This window comes from Rhizobium phaseoli, from assembly GCF_001664385.1.
Taxonomy (GTDB): domain Bacteria; phylum Pseudomonadota; class Alphaproteobacteria; order Rhizobiales; family Rhizobiaceae; genus Rhizobium; species Rhizobium phaseoli.
This window is the reverse complement of the sequence record NZ_CP013532.1, coordinates 4,321,755-4,342,419: the sequence shown is the minus strand read 5'-3', so window position 1 is coordinate 4,342,419 and position 20,665 is coordinate 4,321,755. Positions and strand designations below refer to the sequence as shown.

Annotated in this window: 21 protein-coding genes; 9 read left to right on the top strand and 12 right to left on the bottom strand. The window is 62.1% G+C overall.

The genetic code is table 11. The annotated features are described in order from the left end of the window. Nucleotides 1-61 precede the first annotated feature (61 nt). The 3 genes from AMC88_RS20875 (at nt 62) to AMC88_RS20865 (ending at nt 4,569) form a co-directional block, all read left to right on the top strand. Entirely contained in the window at nt 62-2,746 is a 2,685-nt protein-coding gene (locus tag AMC88_RS20875; RefSeq protein WP_064825739.1) for an FtsK/SpoIIIE family DNA translocase, read from the top strand. Nucleotides 2,747-2,885: 139 nt separating this feature from the next. Beyond that, nucleotides 2,886-3,554: an outer membrane lipoprotein carrier protein LolA gene (locus tag AMC88_RS20870; RefSeq protein ID WP_004676810.1), complete on the top strand. Its 669-nt coding sequence runs from the start codon at nt 2,886-2,888 to the stop codon at nt 3,552-3,554. Between the two features lie 211 nt (nt 3,555-3,765). Beyond that, complete coding sequence (locus tag AMC88_RS20865; RefSeq protein ID WP_064825738.1) at nt 3,766-4,569, top strand: exodeoxyribonuclease III; 804 nt, start codon at nt 3,766-3,768, stop codon at nt 4,567-4,569. Nucleotides 4,570-4,575: 6 nt separating this feature from the next. On the opposite strand, the gene AMC88_RS20860 is transcribed toward AMC88_RS20865, so the two are convergent. Next, the gene (locus AMC88_RS20860) at nt 4,576-5,031 is read right to left on the bottom strand and encodes a cyclic nucleotide-binding domain-containing protein (protein WP_012485551.1); all 456 of its coding nucleotides are present in this window, start codon (nt 5,029-5,031) and stop codon (nt 4,576-4,578) included. Between the two features lie 224 nt (nt 5,032-5,255). After that, complete coding sequence (locus tag AMC88_RS20855; protein ID WP_004676820.1) at nt 5,256-5,939, bottom strand: response regulator transcription factor; 684 nt, start codon at nt 5,937-5,939, stop codon at nt 5,256-5,258. Between the two features lie 179 nt (nt 5,940-6,118). Here AMC88_RS20855 and AMC88_RS20850 point away from each other — a divergent pair, with 179 nt between their 5' ends. Together AMC88_RS20850 and AMC88_RS20845 are read left to right on the top strand one after the other, a co-directional pair. Beyond that, nucleotides 6,119-6,628, top strand: a complete 510-nt coding sequence (locus AMC88_RS20850; protein ID WP_016736323.1) for a L,D-transpeptidase family protein — start codon at nt 6,119-6,121, stop codon at nt 6,626-6,628. Nucleotides 6,629-6,762: 134 nt separating this feature from the next. Further along, nucleotides 6,763-7,593, top strand: a complete 831-nt coding sequence (locus AMC88_RS20845; protein WP_029531875.1) for an aldo/keto reductase — start codon at nt 6,763-6,765, stop codon at nt 7,591-7,593. A 67-nt stretch (nt 7,594-7,660) separates the two neighbouring features. Here the strand turns inward: AMC88_RS20845 and AMC88_RS20840 are convergent, their stop codons facing one another. The 10 genes from AMC88_RS20840 to ffh form a co-directional block, all read right to left on the bottom strand. Next, nucleotides 7,661-8,005 (bottom strand): hypothetical protein, encoded by a 345-nt coding sequence (locus AMC88_RS20840; RefSeq protein WP_064825871.1) that lies wholly within the window; start codon nt 8,003-8,005, stop codon nt 7,661-7,663. 261 nt (nt 8,006-8,266) lie between these two features. Continuing rightward, nucleotides 8,267-9,676, bottom strand: a complete 1,410-nt coding sequence (gene leuC, locus AMC88_RS20835) for a 3-isopropylmalate dehydratase large subunit (protein ID WP_064825737.1) — start codon at nt 9,674-9,676, stop codon at nt 8,267-8,269. A gap of 242 nt (nt 9,677-9,918) precedes the next feature. Then, entirely contained in the window at nt 9,919-10,734 is an 816-nt protein-coding gene (locus tag AMC88_RS20830) for an amino acid ABC transporter permease (protein ID WP_064825736.1), read from the bottom strand. A 16-nt stretch (nt 10,735-10,750) separates the two neighbouring features. Further along, nucleotides 10,751-11,548 carry a basic amino acid ABC transporter substrate-binding protein gene (locus AMC88_RS20825; RefSeq protein WP_012485545.1) on the bottom strand — a complete coding sequence of 266 codons (798 nt, stop codon included), beginning with the start codon at nt 11,546-11,548 and terminating at the stop codon, nt 10,751-10,753. Between the two features lie 137 nt (nt 11,549-11,685). Continuing rightward, the gene (gene rplS / locus AMC88_RS20820) at nt 11,686-12,222 is read right to left on the bottom strand and encodes a 50S ribosomal protein L19 (RefSeq protein WP_012485544.1); all 537 of its coding nucleotides are present in this window, start codon (nt 12,220-12,222) and stop codon (nt 11,686-11,688) included. A 211-nt stretch (nt 12,223-12,433) separates the two neighbouring features. After that, complete coding sequence (gene trmD / locus AMC88_RS20815; RefSeq protein WP_064825735.1) at nt 12,434-13,135, bottom strand: tRNA (guanosine(37)-N1)-methyltransferase TrmD; 702 nt, start codon at nt 13,133-13,135, stop codon at nt 12,434-12,436. After that, nucleotides 13,135-13,704 carry a ribosome maturation factor RimM gene (rimM, locus tag AMC88_RS20810; protein ID WP_029531877.1) on the bottom strand — a complete coding sequence of 190 codons (570 nt, stop codon included), beginning with the start codon at nt 13,702-13,704 and terminating at the stop codon, nt 13,135-13,137. Before rimM ends, trmD begins: the two co-directional genes overlap by 1 nt. Nucleotides 13,705-13,820: 116 nt before the next feature. Further along, nucleotides 13,821-14,192 (bottom strand): 30S ribosomal protein S16, encoded by a 372-nt coding sequence (rpsP, locus tag AMC88_RS20805; RefSeq protein ID WP_012485541.1) that lies wholly within the window; start codon nt 14,190-14,192, stop codon nt 13,821-13,823. Between the two features lie 48 nt (nt 14,193-14,240). After that, nucleotides 14,241-14,561, bottom strand: coding sequence for a chorismate mutase (locus tag AMC88_RS20800; RefSeq protein ID WP_011427149.1), 321 nt, complete (start codon nt 14,559-14,561; stop codon nt 14,241-14,243). A gap of 16 nt (nt 14,562-14,577) precedes the next feature. Beyond that, entirely contained in the window at nt 14,578-16,155 is a 1,578-nt protein-coding gene (gene ffh, locus AMC88_RS20795; RefSeq protein WP_037142134.1) for a signal recognition particle protein, read from the bottom strand. Nucleotides 16,156-16,555: 400 nt separating this feature from the next. Between ffh and AMC88_RS20790 the strand changes: the two genes are divergently transcribed. From AMC88_RS20790 to ftsY, 4 genes are all read left to right on the top strand, one after another. Beyond that, nucleotides 16,556-16,780, top strand: coding sequence for a hypothetical protein (locus AMC88_RS20790; protein ID WP_029531878.1), 225 nt, complete (start codon nt 16,556-16,558; stop codon nt 16,778-16,780). A 113-nt stretch (nt 16,781-16,893) separates the two neighbouring features. Then, nucleotides 16,894-17,799, top strand: a complete 906-nt coding sequence (gene dapF / locus AMC88_RS20785; protein WP_064825870.1) for a diaminopimelate epimerase — start codon at nt 16,894-16,896, stop codon at nt 17,797-17,799. Further along, nucleotides 17,796-19,067 (top strand): tRNA (N(6)-L-threonylcarbamoyladenosine(37)-C(2))-methylthiotransferase MtaB, encoded by a 1,272-nt coding sequence (gene mtaB / locus AMC88_RS20780; protein ID WP_064825734.1) that lies wholly within the window; start codon nt 17,796-17,798, stop codon nt 19,065-19,067. The genes dapF and mtaB overlap by 4 nt, the downstream gene beginning before the upstream one ends. 16 nt (nt 19,068-19,083) lie before the next feature. Further along, a complete protein-coding gene (ftsY, locus tag AMC88_RS20775) occupies nt 19,084-20,646 on the top strand; it encodes a signal recognition particle-docking protein FtsY (protein ID WP_064825733.1) in 1,563 nt (520 codons plus the stop codon). Nucleotides 20,647-20,665: the final 19 nt, after the last annotated feature.

The window sequence follows — 20,665 nt, the reverse complement described above, 5'->3', positions numbered from 1 at the left end:
ATTTTGGCATGGCGAAGCTTCGGTGATTCGCATGCCCTCAGGCAGTGGACGGGTTAGACACATGGCAAGAAGCACGTCGCCGGCGATGGATGGCCGTCCGGATCGGTTCTCCTTCTCGGCATTCATGCTGCGGCAGATCCAGGCGCTCATCGGCTTTGCGATCTTTCTGCTGCTGGCGTTCTGCGTCGCGGCGCTGGCGACCTGGAACGTCGCGGATCCGAGCTATTCCTACGCCACCGCCAACCTGCCGACGAATATCCTCGGCTACAGCGGCGCTGCCTTTGCCGATATCGTCATGCAGTTCCTCGGGCTTGCCAGCGTCGTTTCGATGCTGCCGATCGTCGCCTGGGCGCTGACGATGATCTCGGGCCGCAACTTCAACTGCATTCCCGCCCGCATCGGCGCCTGGCTTGCCGGTTCGATTTTGTCTTCCGCCGTCATCGGCTGTTTCCCGCCGCCGCTCACCTGGCCGATCCCGAACGGCATCGGCGGCGTCGTCGGCGATATGATCCTCCGTTTTCCGGCACTGTTCGTCGGCGCCTATCCCACCGGCACCTTTGCCATGGTCGTCGGCTGCATCTTTGCCGTGCCGACCGCCTGGATGATGCTGTTTGCCTCGGGCCTCGTCGGCCGCAGCGAAGCGGATGACGAAATCGAAGACGATTACGTCGAGACGACAAGCAAGGCGCGGGTCGTCGGCGACGAGGACGACGAGGACGAGTCGCGCTGGGTCGCCTTCAGCGGCGCGATGACCCATGCCTGGTATATGAGCCAAGGGCGGCTGCGCCGGCTCTTCGGCATGGGACCGCGCAAGCGGCGCCAGGGCGATTTCGAATCGCCGTATGATTTCAACGATGATGAGTTCGGCACGCTGAACGAACCAGTCCGCGCCAAGGCGCCGGCGGTGCGCGGCGAGCGCATGGAACCGTCGATGGAGCCATCAATGGGGGCAAGGGCGGCCTCGCCGCGGCGCGTTGTCGCCGCGCCGTCGCTTTCCGTCGACGACGAGGATGAGGACGACGATCCGCCGTTCGATACCGACATGCCGCCGCGTCCGGCCGATATCCTGCCCGATGACGATGACGATGACTGGATGATCCGCGCACCGGCGAAAACCGCCGGCAAGCCGGAGCCTCGCGTTGTGCCTGCGATCTCGCGGCCAAAACCCGGCGTCCGCGTCGAGCGCGAAGCCCAGGGTTCGTTCATTCGTCCCGAAGGCTTTCAGCTGCCGTCGATGCATCTGCTCGCGGAGCCGAGGAACGTGGTCCGCGATTCGACGCTGTCGGCCGACGCGCTGGAGCAGAATGCCCGCATGCTTGAGGGCGTGCTCGAAGATTTCGGCGTCAAGGGTGAGATCATTCACGTCCGTCCAGGCCCCGTCGTTACACTGTACGAACTGGAGCCGGCGCCCGGCATCAAGTCGTCGCGCGTCATCGGCCTCGCCGACGATATCGCCCGCTCGATGAGCGCCATTGCCGCCCGCGTCGCTGTCGTTCCCGGCCGCAATGCGATCGGCATCGAACTGCCGAACCAGACGCGCGAGACCGTCTTTCTGCGCGAATTGATCGCCTCCCGGGATTTCGACGGCAGCAAGGCCAAGCTCGCGATGGCGCTCGGCAAGACGATCGGCGGCGAAGCCGTCATCGCCGACCTCGCCAAGATGCCGCATCTGCTCGTCGCCGGCACCACCGGCTCGGGCAAATCGGTCGCTATCAATACGATGATCCTGTCGCTGCTCTACCGCATGACGCCGGAACAGTGCCGGCTGATCATGATCGATCCGAAGATGCTCGAACTCTCGGTCTATGACGGGATCCCGCACCTGCTTTCGCCTGTCGTCACCGATCCGAAGAAGGCCGTCGTCGCGCTGAAATGGACCGTCCGCGAGATGGAAGAGCGCTACAAGAAGATGTCTAAAATCGGCGTGCGCAATATCGACGGCTTCAACACCCGTGTCGAACAGGCCTTGTCGAAGGGCGAGGTAATTTCGCGCACGGTGCAGACCGGCTTCGACCGCCATACCGGCGAAGCGATGTACGAGACCGAGGAATTCGACCTCCGGCCGATGCCCTATATCGTCGTCATCATCGACGAAATGGCCGACCTGATGATGGTCGCCGGCAAGGATATCGAAGGCGCCGTCCAGCGCCTGGCGCAGATGGCGCGTGCGGCCGGCATCCATGTGATCATGGCGACGCAGCGCCCCTCGGTCGATGTCATCACCGGCACGATCAAGGCGAACTTCCCGACCCGCATCTCCTTCCAGGTGACCTCGAAGATCGACAGCCGTACCATTCTCGGCGAACAGGGCGCTGAGCAGCTGCTCGGCATGGGCGACATGCTCTACATGGCCGGCGGCGGGCGCATCCAGCGCGTGCACGGCCCGTTCGTCTCGGATGTCGAGGTCGAAGAGATCGTATCCTACCTGAAGACGCAGGGCTCGCCGCAATATCTCGATGCGATCACCGCCGATGACGACGAGGATGGCGATTATGGCGGCGGTGGCGGCCCGGCCGGCACGTCGAACCTTTCGGATTCGGAAGATCCCTATGATCAGGCCGTCGCCGTCGTGCTCCGTGACGGCAAGGCCTCCACCTCCTACGTGCAGCGCCGGCTCGGCATCGGCTACAACAGAGCCGCCTCGCTGATCGAGCGGATGGAGAAGGAGGGCATCATCGGGCCGGCCAACCATGCCGGCAAACGCGAAATCCTCGTTCCGACAGAAGACGACATCCTCGACCGCTGAGATAACAGCCATATATTTCAGATAGGGCCGCTTTTGCGGAAACCTGATCGCAGCAAAGCCGTTTCCTCTCGCTGGCCGATCGCAACGCCTTGAAGACGCCGCCTTTCGGCAGCATGCAGATCGCATAAAGGAGATTTAGATGCGTAACTCCGATTCCTTCCTCTCCGGCCTGACGATGACGCGGCGCGATCTTCTCGGCGCTTTCGCCGTTGCTGCGATGGCAAGCGCCATTCCCTTCGGCGCCCTCGCGCAGGCGGCCGCGCCCGCCTCTGGCACGGCGCAGGCCATTGCCGACCATTTCTCCGGCGTCACGACGATGCAGGGCGAATTCGTGCAGTTCGGGCCGCGCGGCGAGCAGACCGGCGGCAAGTTTTTCATCCAGCGTCCCGGCAAGCTGCGTTTCAACTACGACGACCCGTCGCCGATGCGAGTGATCGCCGACGGCAAGAATGTCGCCATCGGCAATACCAAGCTCAAGACCTGGGATCTCTATCCGCTCTCCAAGACGCCGCTCAGCCTGCTGCTGGCGCAGCATATCGATCTGTCAGCCGGCATGGTGAAGGGCGTCAAGGAAGAGTCGGACCTGACGACCATCGCGCTCGGCAACAATACGGTGTTCGGAAACTCGACCATCACCATGATGTTCGACCCGAAAACCTATGACCTGCGTCAGTGGACGATCACCGACAATCAGGGCAAGGACACTTCGGTGATGATCTTCAATGTCAAGACCGGTATGCAGTTCGATGATCGCGTCTTCCGGGTTCCCTATGAAAGCATTCCCGGCACGCCGCAGTCGCGCGACTAGAACAGGATCATTTTAGGCTGGAGGCCCAAAATCTGAATCCTGCTAAATTAAAGAGCTAGAGCATGATGTCGGCCGAAAACCGCTTACACTTTTCGGCATCATGCTCTGAGGTTTTTCGGTTGATCTCCTGACGCTTTTGCACGCGGCCCGGTTCCCTCCGGTTCGCCTTTGTTCTAAAGCCCTTTCATGAAAGCGTGAAAGGGCTTGCCGCATGAGCTTTTCGGTTACCACCTGGAATATCAATTCGGTACGGCTGCGCATGCCGATCGTCGAGCAGCTCGTTCTCAAGCACAGGCCTGACATTCTCTGCCTGCAGGAAACCAAGGTGCCGAACGAGCTCTTTCCCGCCGCGCCCTTGCGGGCCATGGGCTATGATCACATCATCATCCACGGTCAGAAGGGTTATCACGGGGTGGCGATCGCCTCGCGCATTCCGCTGACCGAAGATCATCGGCAGGATTACTGCGGCGTCGGCGACGCCCGCCACATATCGGCGATCTTCGAACGCGGCAACCGCCGCATTCGGCTGCATAATTTCTACGTCCCGGCTGGCGGCGACGAGCCGGACCGGACGATCAATCCGAAATTCGGCCATAAACTCGATTTCATCGAGGAGATGAAGCTCTTGAAGGCCAATGGCGAGACCAATACCTCGGCCATCCTGGTCGGCGACCTCAACATCGCGCCGTTGGAACACGATGTCTGGTCGCACAAGCAGCTGCTGAAGATCGTCAGCCATACGCCTGTCGAAACCGACGGGCTGCTCGAGGTGATGAGGCGCGGCGCCTGGCTCGATCTCATGCGCCAGCACGTGCCGGCCAGCGAGAAGCTCTATACCTGGTGGAGCTATCGCGCCAAGGACTGGGAAGCGGCCGATCGCGGCCGCCGGCTCGACCACATCTGGTCGTCATCGGATCTCGGGCCGCATCTGAAGCGGATCGAAATCCTGAAGGAAGCCCGCGGCTGGGATCGGCCTTCCGACCATGTGCCGGTGACGGCGCATTTCGATCTCTGACCGCAATCAGCTGAATCGGTGGAACTGGCTTGCGGCCTTGGCCGCGAGCTCGGCGAGATTGTCGCGGATGCGATTTTCGATCAGGCGGGCCGCATCAGGATATTCCTCGAGCAGCCGGTGGAAGAGGGCGCGGGTGATGCGGATGATGCTCGTGTCCTCGCGCGCGATCGCGGTGAACTTGCGCTCGACCAGCGTCACCAGCGCCAGCTCGGAAATCAGCGTGCCGGGTCCGGCAACGGCATCGGCCCGCTGCATACCGTCGCTGCTCGTCGTGCTGAGTACCAGGCTGCCGCTCAGGACGACGTAGGCGCTCTCGGCCGGCGCGCCCTGGCGAAACAGCATCTGGCCGGCGGCGATCATGCGCCGGTCCGCGCCGAAGGCGATCAGTCGCAGCTGGTCCTCGCTCATGTCCTTGAACAGCGGAAGCTGCGAGAGCAGATGAATGTCGTCCGTCAGCGCCATGCGGGCATTTCGCCTTAGAGCATTTCCAGCAAAACTGCGAAGCGGTTTGCGTGCGGAACTGCGTGAAAACAAAGAGATAGGGGATTTCCGTGATTCGGAGAAAACCAAAATACTCTAGAGCATGATGCCGAAAAGTGTGAGCGGTTTTCGGGCGACATGCTCTGACTCTTTCATTGAGAACGGGATTCAGGTTTCAGGCCGAGCCGGCCTAAAATCATCCTGTTCTAGGGGATGATCTTGTAGCCGCCGTTTTCCGTCACCAGGATTTCGGCGTTGGAGGGATCGCGCTCGATCTTCTGGCGCAGCCGGTAGACGTGGGTTTCCAGCGTATGCGTGGTCACGCCGGAATTATAGCCCCAGACCTCTTCGAGAAGCACGTCGCGGGTGACGACCTTCTGTTCGGCGCGGTAGAGATAGCGGATGATTGCCGCTTCCTTTTCCGTCAGGCGGATCTTCTGGCCGTTGTCGGTGGTCAGCAGTTTCTGACTCGGCTTGAAGAGATAGGGACCGACGGTAAAGGTTGCGTCCTCGCTCTGCTCGTGCTGACGCAGCTGCACGCGGATACGCGCGAGCAGCACGGCGAAGCGGAAGGGTTTGGTGACATAATCGTTGGCGCCGGCTTCAAGGCCGAGGATCGTATCGGAATCCGTATCATGGCCGGTCAGCATGATGATCGGCGACTTGAAGCCACCCTTGCGCAGGAGCTTCACCGCTTCGCGGCCATCCATGTCAGGCAGGCCGACATCCATGATCAAAAGATCGACCGGCGTAGAACGGGCGGTCGCAACACCCTTGCCGGCGTTGGCTTCCTGCAGAACCGTGAATTCCTCATAAAGCGACAACTGCTCCGTCAGCGTCTGCCGAAGGTCCTCGTCGTCATCCACCAAAAGAATGGTGCGTGCGGTCATGCCGTTGCGTCCTCATGTTAGGTCCCCTAGTCCTACGCCAAATTGCAGCTTTGGCAAGGATCGGCCGGCGGGGCTGTTGCCGGGCATGTTTGCATATGATTTCAATCAAAGCCTCAGGCAATGCAAGACATGCGAGAAAAATGGAAAAAGCAAGGCGAAAGCCGAGAGTTAGGCCGTCGATGGTCGTGGTGCGCCCGGCACCGGGGAAAAAGAGCCGCGCGATCGTCCGGCTCGGCGCGATCATCGTGCCTGCCGCGATCGGCCGCTCCGGCCGCACCGCCCTGAAACGCGAGGGTGATGGCGCCACGCCGATCACGTCGATGAAGCTGCTGTCAGGCTTCCGGCGCGGCGAGCGGAACGGCCGGCTTGCCACTGCGCTGCCCATCCGCCGCATCGGCGCCGGCATGCTCTGGTGCGACCAGTCCGGCGATGCCAACTACAACCGCCTCGTCAGGGCGCCGTTCGGCGCCGGTCATGAGGAGATGCTGCGCAGCGACGGGCTCTACGATGTCTGCCTGGTGATGGACTGGAACATCTCCTGCCGGGCGCGCAACCGCGGCTCGGCGATTTTCTTCCATCTCATCCGGCCGGGCTATGAGCCGACGGCCGGCTGTGTGGCGGTGAGCCTCGGCGACATGCGCCGCCTGCTACCGCATCTTCGCAAGGGGACGATTGTCAGGGTGGTCTGATTGTCTTCCGGATGCGGCTGCCTATATCTTTCCGGTGACCGAACGCTCAGGCTGAGATGCGTTGCGGGACGCCCCACGTGTGTGCGGGCGCAATTCATGCCTCGTCCAATTCTTCAAACTCCCGGAGATATATTGTGACCGCTCAACCCATCATCACTTTCCATGACGGACATTCCATTCCGCAGGTCGGGCTCGGTGTCTGGCAGACGCCGCAGGAGATTGCCGCTCCGACGGTGCGCACGGCCATCGCCGCCGGCTATCGCCATATCGATACGGCGTCCGGTTACGACAATGAGGAGGGTGTCGGCGAAGGCATCCGCTCCTCCGGCCTCGACCGCAAGGACATCTTCGTCACCACCAAGCTCAGAAACACCGACCAGGGCTATGACAATACGCTGCGTGCCTTCGACGGCAGCCTGAAGAAGCTCGGCTCCGACTATGTCGACCTCTATCTCGTTCACTGGCCGTCGCCGCATCGCGGCCTCTACACTGAAACCTGGAAGGCGTTCGTGCGCATAAGGGAAGAGGGGCGCGCCCGCTCGATCGGCGTGTCGAATTTCTATCCGGAACATCTGGAGCGGATCATCGGCGAAACCGGCGTCGTTCCTGTTATCAACCAGATCGAGCTGCATCCCGATTTCCAGCAGAAGGCGGCGCAAGAGGTTCACAAGAAGCTTGGTATCGCCACCGAATCCTGGAGCCCGCTCGGCCAGGGGCAGTTCATCTCGAACCCTGTCATCGGCGAGATCGCCAGGAAACATCGCAAGACGCCGGCTCAGATCATTATCCGCTGGCACATCGACACCGGCCTCGTCGTCATCCCGAAGTCGGTGACGCCGTCGCGCATCGAGGAGAATTTTCAGGTGTTTGACTTCAAGCTCGATGCCGATGACATGGCGGCGATCGCCAAGCTTGACAGCGCCGGCGCCCGCATGGGCCCGGACCCGATGACGGCGGCCTTCTGACCGCCCTCCGATCATCGGCGGCCGCTCCGGGGGAAAGACACTCGCCGCGGCCGCCGATGACGAGATATCAATAATTGCAGCCCGATCCGTTGGTCGGGGCAAAGCCGTAGTCGCAGCTATTGCTCATGCGCTGCGGCCGTCTTATCGAGCCGGTATAATCGTCAAAGGCGCGCGTGGGATACCAGTAACCGTTCGAACTCCTGATATAACCGGGTCGGGCGCTGTCATAGCCGCGATATCCATTCAGAGACGGTATCTTGCCTTGCCTGACCTGTTGCAGCAGGCCGGACGAGGTTATGACCGGCGGTATCGCCGGATGGACCGGCGCGGCGCCGGCGGTCTCGATCGATGCCAGCGATGTAAACACGATCAGGCTGGTTCGCAGTAAACGCCTTACAATTCTCTGCCTCATGGCCATTCCCCTATTGGCGCGCGGAATTCGCCGAAGCCTGAACGCTATCTGTCGCGCATCGCGCCCTATGCCGATGAGGCCACAGGCATTTTCGGGTGTCGATTGCCCGAAGGGATGAAATCAGGAAATCGAGTCATGCACAAACGGGCTCGCCCGCTGATTCACAATGCCCAAAAACTGAGACGCGGCTGCCATGAAATACGAAGCCGCCGATGCGCAGAGCGCATCGGCGGCTTTCATTCTCTTACGAGCCGTGACGGATCAGTTCCACTCGCGGATATCGACGAAGTGACCGGCAATAGCCGCAGCGGCCGCCATGGCCGGCGAGACGAGGTGCGTGCGGCCCTTGAAGCCCTGGCGGCCTTCGAAGTTGCGGTTCGAGGTCGAGGCGCAGCGTTCGCCCGGCTTCAGGCGGTCGTCGTTCATGGCGAGGCACATGGAGCAGCCCGGCTCGCGCCAGTCGAAGCCGGCAGCCTTGAAGATCTTGTCGAGGCCTTCGGCTTCCGCCTGTTCCTTCACAAGACCGGAGCCCGGAACGATCATGGCGTTGACGGTCGAAGCAACGGTCTTGCCCTCGACCACCTTGGCGACGGCGCGCAGGTCTTCGATGCGGCCGTTGGTGCAGGAGCCGATGAAGACGCGGTCGATGTTGATGTCGGTCATCGGCGTGCCCGGCTTGAGGCCCATGTACTCAAGCGCACGCCACTTGGAGGCACGCTTCGTTTCGTCCTGGATTTCATCGGGATTCGGTACGATGCCCTGGACCGAGACGACGTCCTCGGGCGACGAACCCCAGGAGACGATCGGCGGCAGTTCGGCGGCGTTCAGTTTGACGACGCGGTCGAAATGCGCGCCTTCGTCTGACTGCAGTGTCTTCCAGTAGGCGATCGCCTGTTCCAGCGCTTCGCCCTTCGGCGCGCGCGGCTTGCCCTTGATATATTCGAAGGTGATCTCATCAGGTGCGATCAGGCCGGCGCGGGCGCCGCCTTCGATCGACATGTTGCAGATCGTCATACGGCCTTCCATCGACAGCGCACGGATCGCTTCGCCGGCATATTCGATGACGTAGCCGGTGCCGCCCGCCGTGCCGATCTCGCCGATGATGGCAAGAACGATGTCCTTGGCGGTGACCCCTGCCGGCAGCAGGCCGTCGACCTGCACCAGCATGTTCTTGGCCTTCTTCTGGATCAGCGTCTGGGTGGCGAGCACGTGCTCGACCTCAGACGTGCCGATGCCATGAGCGAGCGAGCCGAAGGCGCCGTGGGTCGAGGTGTGGCTGTCGCCGCAGACGATCGTCATGCCGGGCAGGGTGAAGCCCTGTTCCGGCCCGATGATGTGGACGATGCCCTGGCGCTTGTCGTTCTCGGAATAATATTCGACGTTGAACTCGGCGGCATTCTTGGCGAGTTGCTCGACTTGAATGCGGCTTTCTTCGTTCTTGATGCCGAGATGGCGGTCGGCCGATGTCGGAACGTTGTGGTCGACGACCGCGAGCGTCTTTTCCGGCGCGCGGACCTTGCGGCCGCTCATGCGCAGGCCTTCGAAGGCCTGCGGCGAGGTGACCTCGTGGACCAGGTGGCGGTCGATGTAGAGAAGACAGGTTCCGTCGGCCTGTTCGTCGACTAGGTGGTCGTCCCAGATCTTGTCGTAGAGGGTACGCGGTGCGCTCATAGCGGTAAGTCCGTTTTTGGATGCTTTGGAAAATCGGAAAAAGCGGATCAGGCTCCGCCGGCCGTCATTCGATCAACGAAGTCGGCTGTTGAGCGCACCGGATACGCATGCAAAGAACCGTGCCGGCAGGCGATAATGGTCCTGCAGCACGAAAATATGCGCGCCAGTGCATCTGAACTTGGATTCCATCGCCCGCATATAGCGATTTTTGAACGAAACGGCAATTCGAATCGTGCTGTGGCTCAGCGCGGCTTCTGCTTCATCTTCTTTTCAATGCGCCGCAGCGCCAGCGACAGGCCGATCGTCAGGATCAGGTAGATATAGGTGACGATCGAATAGGTCTCGAAGAATCGAAACGAGCCGGAGGCGTAGACCTTGCCCATCTGGGTAATGTCGGCCACCCCGAGAACCGAGACGAGAGACGAATCCTTCACCATCGAGACGAAGTCGTTGGAGAGCGGCGGGAAGATGACCCTGATCGCCTGCGGGAAGACGACGAGCCGGAAGCGGCGGTAGCGCGACAGGCCGAGCGACTTGGCCGCCTCGATCTGGCCGATATCGACCGACTGGAACCCGGCGCGAAAGATTTCGGCAATAAAGGAGGAATAGCCGATCATCAGCGCGATGATGGCCCGCCACATCAGCGACAGGTCGCGCACGAGGATCGGTTCGGCAATGCCGGCCGGCACCAGCGGCGTGATGATGAAGTTATAGGCCGCGACAAGACCCGGCGCGCCGACGAAAGCGATGTAGAACAGCAGCACCAGGATCGGGATGCCGCGGATGATCTCGATATAGAAGCGGGCTATCTGGCGCAGCACGATGCTGTCGGCCAGGCCGAGCAGCGCGATGCCGAGACCGAGCACTGTCGCCAGCATGAAGGCGACGAGCGTCACGAACACGGTGATGCCGGCGCCGTTCACGACGGTCCGGAAGACCTGGGTGTAAATGTCGTTGGTGATGATAACGACGGCAAGAACGAGACCGATCAGAACAAGGACGGCCAGCCACCAGGGACGGTCGTCCTTCTCATGTCGCAGGGATGGTTGTGGCGCCATCTGCGATCGCTCGGGACTATTCGCCCATCTTGTAGTCGAGGAACCACTTCTTGTTCAGCGCATCAAAAGTACCGTCCGCTTTCAGGGCAGCGATGGCGGCATTGACGGGAGCGACGAGATCGGAGCCCTTCGGGAAGATAAAGCCGAAATCCTCGGTGCCGAGCGCTTCGCCGACCACTTTCAGCCCGCCATTCGAGGAATCGACATAGCCCTTGGCAGCGACGCTGTCGGTCAGTACGAGGTCGACGTCGCCGGTCTTCAGCGCCTGCACGGTTGCGCCGAAGGTTTCGAAGAGCTTGATGCGCGGGTTCTGTTCGTTGCCATCGAGGATTTCATAGACGGCGGTATAAAAAGGCGAGGTGCCGGGCTGGGCGCCAATCAGGCCGTCGTTGAAGGCGGCAAAGCTCTTGGCGTCGGTGAAGCGCTTCTCGTCGCCGCGCACCAGCATGAATTGCTGCGAACGCATATAGGGATCGGAGAAGTCGACCTTCTGTTTGCGGTCGTCCTTGATGGTGATGCCGGTCATGCCGATGTTGTACTGGCCGTCGGAAACCGCCTGGATCATCGCGTCCCAGCTGGTGTTCTGGTATTCGACCTTGAAGTTCAGCCGCTTGGCGATCTCGTTCATCGCATCATATTCCCACCCGATCGCCTTGCCGGATTTCGGATCGACGAACTGCAGCGGCGGATAGGCATTCTCGGTGACGACGACGACGCTCTTGCCGCCGAGATCGGGCAGCTCGGCAGCCGATACGGCCAGTGGCGAAAGCGCAAGAGCGGCGAAGCTCGCAAGAACGGTGCGGCGAAACAGCATGGGGTGGCTCCAAAATTGACAGCGAAAATTGTCACGGAAGATAGGTTCGAGGCAAGGCCGCCGGCTGCGCGGGTGCGCAAAAAAGAGAAAAGGCGATCCGAAGACCGCCTTTCCAGAAATAGAATTTTTCGCAGATCTTATTCTGCTGCCGTTTCCGCGGCTGCTGCTGCTTCAGCGGCGGCCTTGGCTTCGGCAGCTTCTGCCGCTGCCTTCTCGGCGGCGAGCGCCTGAGCGGCGGCAACCTTTTCAGCTTCGATGCGTGCCTTTTCCTCGGCAACGGCGGCGCGTTCGGCGTCGTTGAGCTTGCGGGCGCGGACGCCGGTGTCTTCAACGATACGGGCGGACTTGCCGCGACGGTCGCGGAGGTAATAGAGCTTGGCGCGACGGACCTTACCGCGGCGGACGACGTCGACGCTTTCGATCAGCGGCGAGTAGACCGGGAATACGCGCTCGACGCCTTCGCCGTAGGAGATCTTACGAACGGTGAAGTTTTCCTGCAGGCCGCCGCCGGAGCGGGCGATGCAGACGCCTTCATAGGCCTGAACGCGGGTACGGTTGCCTTCCGTGACCTTCACGTTGACGCGGACGGTGTCGCCCGGGGAGAATTCGGGGAGGGTGCGCTTGGCTTCGATCTTGGCGGCCTGTTCGGCCTCGAGCTGCTGAATGATGTTCATCGTCTTAACCTTTGGTTCTTCTGAAACAGCCAGAGCGCTCGACACGGATCCCTTGGGCCAGCCTCAGGATTTGCCCCTTTGGGGCGGGAGCGGATTCGCCATTCTTTGTTTGCTGGCAGACGGGGCTAACCCCATTTCCGCGTGCGCCAATACACGAAAGGCCGGGGCTTGTCATCCCTCGCACGACATTTTTGTGGAGGGGAGGGTCGAATCAGCCGCTTTTCTCGGATTCAGCCTTTTCGAAGAGATCCGGCCGCCGCTCCCGCGTCAGCTGCACCGCCTCCTCGTGGCGCCACTTTTCGATGGCGCCGTGGTTGCCCGATGTCAGGATGGAGGGGATTTCCCGGCCTTCCCACTCCTGCGGCCTCGTATAATGCGGATGTTCCAGCAGTCCGCCTTCGAAGCTCTCGTGCAGGCCGGAAAGATCGTTGCCCATGACGCCGGGCAGGATGCGGATGATTGCATCGAGCACGATCAGCGCCGCCGGCTCGCCGCCCGACAGCACGTAGTCACCGACCGAGACCTCTTCCAGTCCGCGGGCTTCGATCACCCGCTGGTCGACGCCCTCGAAGCGGCCGCAGACGATAACGACGCCGTCACCTGCAGCAAGTTCGCGCACGCGCTGCTGTGTGAGCGGTCGGCCCCGTGGGCTCATCAGCAGGCGCGGGCGAGTATCGTCTTCGCCAGTGCTGTCGATGGCGCGGGCGAGAACGTCGGGTTTCAGCACCATGCCGGCGCCGCCGCCGGCCGGGGTGTCGTCGACGGTGCGGTGTTTATCGGTGGCGAAATCGCGGATCTGCACCGCGTCCAGCGACCATTGCCCGCGCTGCATCGCCTTGCCGGCGAGGGAAAAGCCCAGATGTCCCGGAAACATCTCCGGATAGAGTGTCAGCACGCTCGCTCGGAAAGCCATCACTTCTTCTTTTTCGGCTTGTCCGGGGTGAATTTCGACAGCTCTTCGGGATCGTCGACTAGCCCCGCCGCCAGAGGATCGATCAGCAGCGTGCCGGCTTCGAGGTCGATTTCCAGCACCGAGGCTTCCGAGAAGGGGATCAGCACCGGGCGCTTGCCCGGACCCTTGAGCTCCAGGAGATCGCCGGCGCCGAAATCGAAGACGCCGGTGACAGTGCCGTAGCTGACGCCCTGGTCGTCCCGCGCCTCGAGCCCTTCGAGGTCGGCATAGTAGAATTCGTCGTCCTCCAATTCCTCGTCGGGCAGATTGTCGCGCTCGATGTAGAGTTCCAGGCCGTTCAGCGCCTCGGCGGCGTTGCGGTCGTTGATGCCGCGGAAACGGACGACAACGACATTCTTCATCTCGCGGATTTCGAGGATTTCGAAGCTGCGTCCGTCCATGCTGTGCAAGTGACCGTAGTCGCCGAGTGCAGTGGGGTCGGCGGTGTAGGCTTTGGCGCGCACTTCGCCGCGCAGCCCCTGTGCGCCGCCGATCGTCGCCATCAGAACGGGGTTTTCAAGCTTTGTCATGGGTTCCTTCATGTGAAGCCGGAAAGACAGGTTTCTCATAGCCGAAGTGCGGGTAATTGGAAACGAAAACGGGCGGCATGTCGCCATGCCGCCCGTTCGATTGGGGACCGTCCCGATTATTCCGCGGCGTCGGCAGCAGCAGCGGCGGCGTCAGCGGCCTTCTGAGCCTTTTCGGCGGCGCGTTCCTGGGCGCGCTTGCCCGGCTTTGCCTTGATCGGGTTGTTCTTGGCTTCGCGCTTGGCAACGCCGGCTTCATTGAGGAAGCGCAGGACGCGGTCGGTCGGCTGGGCGCCGTTGTCGAGCCAGTGCTTGATGCGCTCGGCGTTCAGCTGAACGCGCTTCTCGTCGTCCTTGGCGAGCATCGGGTTCCAGGAACCGAGGTTTTCGAGGAAGCGGCCGTCACGCGGGCTGCGCGCATCGGCGAGAACCACGTGGTAGTACGGGCGCTTCTTGGAGCCACCGCGGGCGAGACGAATTTTCAGTGCCATGTTCTTTACTCCTTAGGCTTTTCTTGACCGCTTCGTGAGGCGGTAGGGTTATCGGGCTGCGGCGCTCTGTTCAGCGTGATCCGCAGCGATCTGCTCATGATGCCGGATGACTTCCTTGATGACGAAGTTCAGGAACTTCTCGGCGAAATCCGGGTCCAGATTGGCGGCTTTCGCCAACTGGCGAAGGCGTTCGATCTGGTATTCCTCGCGCGCCGGATCGGCCGGCGGCAGATTGTATTTGGCCTTCAGCACGCCGACTTCCTTGGTGCAGCGGAAGCGTTCGGCCAGCATGTGCACGAGAGCGGCATCGATATTGTCGATCGACTGGCGATAGCTCGCGAGCTGGGCTTTGACGTCTGGATCAATCATGGGGTAACCGATCCTTTCACTTCTTCTTCGGCAAACCGGGCAATCCCGGGAAACCACCGCCGAGGCCCGGCAGCTTAGCGCCGCCGAGGCCAGGCAAACCACCCGGCAGACCGCCGAGACCGGGCATACCCCCACCCGGCTTTCCAAGACCCGCCGCCTCGGCCTGCTTCTGCAGGGCCTCGAGCTGCCGGGGATCGATATTCGAGAGATCGGGCATGCCGCCACCCATGCCGCCACCAAGCCCCATCTTGCCGGCAAGGCCGCTCATCATCTGCTTCATCATGCCGCCTTTGCCCTTGCCGCCCATCATCTTCATCATGTCGGCCATCTGGCGGTGCATCTTCAGAAGCTTGTTGATGGCGGCGGCATCGGTGCCGGAGCCGGCGGCGATGCGCTTCTTGCGCGAATGCTTGAGCAGGTCGGGATTGGCGCGCTCGGCCTTGGTCATCGACTGGATGATGGCGATCTGGCGGCCGAAAAGCTTGTCGTCGAGGCCGGCGGCGGCCATCTTGTCCTTCATACCAGCCATGCCGGGCATCATGCCCATGATACCGCCCATGCCGCCCATTTTCTGCATCTGGCGCAGTTGATCGGCGAGGTCGTCGAGATCGAACTTGCCCTTGGCCATCTTGGCGGCCATGGCGGCCGCCTTCTCGGCGTCGATATTCTCTGCTGCGCGCTCGACCAGCGAGACGATGTCGCCCATGCCGAGGATACGGTCGGCGATGCGGCGGGGATGGAACTCCTCGAGCTCGCTCATCTTCTCGCCGACGCCGATCAGCTTGATCGGCTTGCCGGTGACGGCGCGCATCGAAAGGGCGGCACCGCCGCGGCCGTCGCCGTCCATACGGGTCAGCACGAGGCCGGTGATGCCGACGCGTTCGTCGAAATTACGGGCGAGGTTGACGGCGTCCTGACCGGTCAGCGAGTCGGCGACCAGCAGGATTTCATGCGGGTTCGAACGCTTCTTGATGTCGGCCATCTCGACCATCAAGGGCTCGTCGATATGGGTGCGGCCGGCGGTGTCGAGGATGACGACGTCATGGCCGCCGAGCTTCGCCGCCTGCACCGCACGGGCGGCGATATCCGTCGGCGACTGGCCTGATATAACAGGCAGCGTGTCGATGCTGGCTTGGGCGCCGAGCTGGCGAAGTTGCTCCTGGGCTGCCGGACGGCGCGTGTCGAGTGACGCCATCAGCACTTTCTTCTTTTCGCGCGTCGACAGGCGATGGGCGATCTTGGCAGTTGTCGTCGTCTTGCCGGAGCCCTGCAGGCCGACCATCATGACGACGACGGGAGCGGGCGCGTGCAGGTCGATGCCAACGCCTTCGCCGCCGAGCATCTCGATCAGTTCGTCATGGACGATCTTGACGACCATCTGGCCGGGCTTGATCGACTTCAGGATCTCGGCGCCGACAGCCTTTTCACGCACGCGGTCGGTGAAGGAGCGTACGACATCGAGGGCGACGTCGGCCTCCAGCAGCGCACGGCGAACCTCGCGCAGCGCTGCGGAAACATCGGCTTCCGAAAGCGCGCCACGGCCTGTCAGTCCATTCAGAATGGATCCAAGACGGTCCTGGAGGTTTTCAAACATCGGCTCTTCCTTGATACGTTTCGGGCGGGTTCGATCTGCCCGGAAACGTCGTGCTTTTCCTTGACGAAAACAAGACGCAAAGCCAAAAAGCACCCGAGGGCGCATCGCGCTGTCGGGTGTTGACCTCCGGGATCTCATGTCCCGGTCGGCGGCTCGGAGTCATGCGGCTCGTCGCGGATTGGGCGCGATAAACAGGAAAGCGGCGCGAAAGTCAAGGCGAATGCGTGGAATAGCCGCCTGACGGAAGGCCGGATGCCCTTTCGCCTATAGGTTAGCCGTCAAAATTCCGGCTGACGGCCCAAAATCACGATATCGGCCAGTTGCAAAATATTCCACTTGTGATTCTACTTTCTACTTAAGTGCATCTTGTAAAATGATTCGTGAATATCCTTGATGCCGGATGATCCGGCGGAGATATCGAATGATAGATCCTGATATTGAGAGCTGGGCACTGGCGCGGGCTCATCATATTGTTCTGAACGAAGGTCTTAGTCTTGCAAAGGCGGCACAGGATCTGGATCGCAAGCGATCACGCTCGCTGGTCTATGAGCTGAGAAAGGTCATCACCGCCGCCATCGTCGAGGCGCATGCGGCGTCTTTCCAATCCAACGGTGCTGAGCGGTAAGAACCGGACTGCCCCGCAGGGGCGGCCGGCGGCAGTGGCTGCCCGGCACTCACCCACTGGTAATTCCTTCGCATTTCCGCCATATACAGCGGAAACACGGACGGAATGATATGATGAGCGCAACGGTCGAATTCGCGAGGATGAACGGGCTTGGCAACAAGATCCTGGTCGTCGACATGCGCGGTCGGCCCGACAAGGTGACGCCCGCGGCAGCCGTAGCGCTCAATGCCGATCCTGAAACCGAGTTCGATCAGATCATGGCGATCCATGATCCGAAGGCCGACGGCACCGATGCCTTCATCGATATCCTGAATTCCGACGGCTCGAAGGCGCAGGCCTGCGGCAACGGCACACGCTGCGTCGTGCAGGCGCTCGCCGCCGAGACCGGCCGGAAGGCCTTCACCTTCCAGACGGTCGCCGGCATTCTCAACGCCGTCGAACACGAGGACGGGACGATCTCCGTCGATATGGGAAAGCCGGTGTTCGATTGGGACAGGATTCCGCTCTCGGAAGAATTCCACGATACCAGCCGCATCGAGCTTCAGATCGGCCCGATCGACAATCCCGTGCTGCATTCGCCGTCGGCCATGTCGATGGGCAATCCGCATGCGATCTTCTGGGTGGACCGGGACGTGATGTCCTATGACCTCGCCCGCTTCGGACCGCTGCTCGAAAACCATCCGATGTTTCCCGAGCGGGCCAATATCACGCTGGCGCAGGTGACCTCGCCGACATCGATGACGACGCGCACCTGGGAGCGCGGCGCGGGCCTGACGCTTGCCTGCGGCTCGGCCGCCTGTTCTGCCGCCGTCAGCGCCGCGCGCACCGGCCGCACTGGCCGCAAGGTGACGATCAATGTGGCAAGCGCCAAGCCGCCGGCGACACTTTCGATCGAATGGCGCGAGCGCGACGATCACGTCATCATGACCGGTCCGACCGAGTGGGAGTGGTCGGGCAGGCTCGATCCTGCGACCGGCCTCTGGTCGCGCGATGCGGACCGGGGAGCCGAGGCGCAGTGAGCGGCATCGAGGTCATTACCTTCGGCTGCCGCCTCAACACATATGAATCCGAAGTGATGAAGGCGCAGGCCGAGAAGGCCGGGCTCAACAATGCCGTGCTGGTCAACACCTGTGCGGTGACCGGCGAGGCCGTTCGTCAGGCCCGCCAAGCGATCCGCCGGGCGCGGCGCGACAATCCGCATGCCCGCATCATCGTTACCGGCTGTGCCGCGCAGACGGAAAAACAGACCTTCGCCGCCATGCCGGAGGTCGATGCCGTGCTTGGCAACGAGGAGAAGCTTTCGAGCGCCTCCTATCGCAGCCTGCCGGATTTCGGCGTTTCGGCCCAGGAGAAGCTGCGCGTCAACGACATCATGAGCGTCAAGGCGACGGCGCCGCAGATGGTCAGGCACATCGACGGCCATGTGCGCGCCTTCATCCAGGTGCAGAACGGCTGCGACCACCGCTGCACCTTCTGCATCATCCCCTATGGCCGCGGTAATTCCCGCTCCGTGCCGATGGGAGCCGTCGTCGATCAGGCCCGCAGGCTCGCCGACAGTGGTTACCGCGAGATCGTGCTGACCGGGGTCGACGCCACCAGCTATGGCGGCGACCTGCCGGGTGCCCCGACCCTCGGGGTTCTGGCGAAGACGCTTCTGAAGCAGATCCCTGACATACGCCGCCTCAGGCTTTCCTCGATCGACAGCATCGAGGCGGATGCCCATCTGATGGATCTGATCGCCGACGAGCCGCGCTTCATGCCGCATCTGCATCTGTCGCTGCAGCATGGCGACGACATGATCCTGAAGCGGATGAAGCGCCGACATTTACGCGCCGATGCGCTGCGCTTCATCGCGGAGGCGCGCCGCCTGCGCCCAGAAATGAGCTTCGGCGCCGATATGATCGCCGGCTTCCCGACAGAGACGGAAGAGATGTTCGGCAATGCCGCGCGGCTCGCCGAAGAGGCCGGCATTGCGCATCTGCATGTCTTTCCCTACAGCCCGCGTCCCGGCACGCCGGCCGCTCGCATGCCGCAGCTCGACCGGTCGCTGGTCAAGGATCGCGCCGCCCGGCTGCGCGCCACTGGACATAGGCTCCATCAGTCCCATCTCGACGGCATGGTCGGAACCCGGCAATGGCTGCTTGTCGAAAACAACGGCCTGGCGCATACGGAGAACTTCACGTTGGTCGCAGCCGCCGGCCTTCGCCCCGGCGAACTTGTGCCGGCCACCATCACCGGCCACAATGGCAAGCATCTCGACATGCAATTGACGGCCGCAGCGGCCTGACTTTCACGGAATCCTCATGGCGCTCAGTTTCATCAAAAAGGTCTTCACCTTCGGCAAGCCGGCTGAAGAGCCGGTGCCTGAGGCCGTGGAAAGGGAGCTCGAGCCGAACTCGCGTGACGAAGATCTGCCGATCGCGGACGATCCCGTTCTTCCCGAGGAAATGGATACGGCCGGCGGACCAGCGGCCGATGTCGGCGAGGGTGAGGCCGAGGAAGCGGACATCGTCGACGAGACCTTGCCTTTGCCTCCCGTGGATCAGATGAGCGATTTCGGCTTGGTGCCGCTTTCACTGCTGGAAGCTGAAGCAGAGACGCGGGCAATTTCAGAGAGCGAGGCGGAAGAAACCCTCTCTGTCCCTTCGGGATATCTTCCCCACCAGGGGGTAGATCGTTCGGAGGCTGACGCGCCGGTTTCGATCGAAGAGACCGCTGAGGTAACAGAAGCGCTCTCGGAAGAAATTCCTGCTGAGATCGATGTAAAAGAAGACATCTCCATTCAGCCGATCTCGCCCCCTGTGGGGGAGATGCCCGGCAGGACAGCGGACGGTATCTCCTCCGAAACTGCGGCGGAACAGCCGAAGCTGGAATCTCCCGTTCTTCCCAAAGGCTTCGCCACCGGCCCGGCAATCGTCGAACCGCAGCCCATTGCCCCGCAGCCGAAACTCAGCTGGTTCCAGCGGCTGCGCAACGGTCTGGCGCGCACCTCCTCGCAGCTGACCGGTCAGATCACCGCGCTCTTTACCAAGCGCAAGCTTGACGACGAGACGCTGCAGGATCTCGAAGACCTGTTGATCCAGGCCGATCTCGGCGTCGAGACGGCGCTGCGCGTCACCGATACCCTGGCTTCCGAGCGCTACGGCAAGGACGTCACCGGCGAGGATGTCAGCAGGATCATGGCGTCCGAAATCGCCAAGGTTTTGAAACCGGTCGCCAAGCCGCTGCAGCTCGATCTCTCGCACAAGCCGCATGTCATCCTCGTCGTCGGCGTCAACGGCACCGGCAAGACGACGACGATCGGCAAGCTGGCGGCGAAGCTTTCGGGCGCCGGGCTGAAGGTCATGGTGGCTGCCGGCGATACCTTCCGCGCGGCGGCGATCGAGCAGCTGAAGATCTGGGCCGAGCGGACCAATTCCGAATTCGTCGGCACCAAGCTTGGCGCCGATGCTGCCGGCCTTGCCTATGATGCCTTCGAACAGGCGAAAGCGAAAAAATGCGACGTGCTGATCGTCGATACGGCCGGCCGCCTGCAGAACAAGGCCGAGCTGATGGCCGAGCTCGAGAAGATCGTGCGCGTTCTCGGCAAGCTCGATCCCGATGCGCCGCACACCGTGCTGCAGACGCTCGACGCGACGACGGGACAGAATGCGCTGAGCCAGGTCGAGATCTTCCGCAATGTCGCCGGCGTCAACGGCCTGATCATGACCAAGCTCGACGGCACGGCGCGCGGCGGCATCCTGGTGGCCATCTCCGCCAAGCACAAGCTGCCGGTCTATTTCATCGGCGTGGGCGAAGGTGTCGACGATCTGGAGCCGTTCGAGGCCGAGGACTTCGCGCACGCCATTGCCGGACTTCCCCAATGATGCCACAGATATGCCGCCG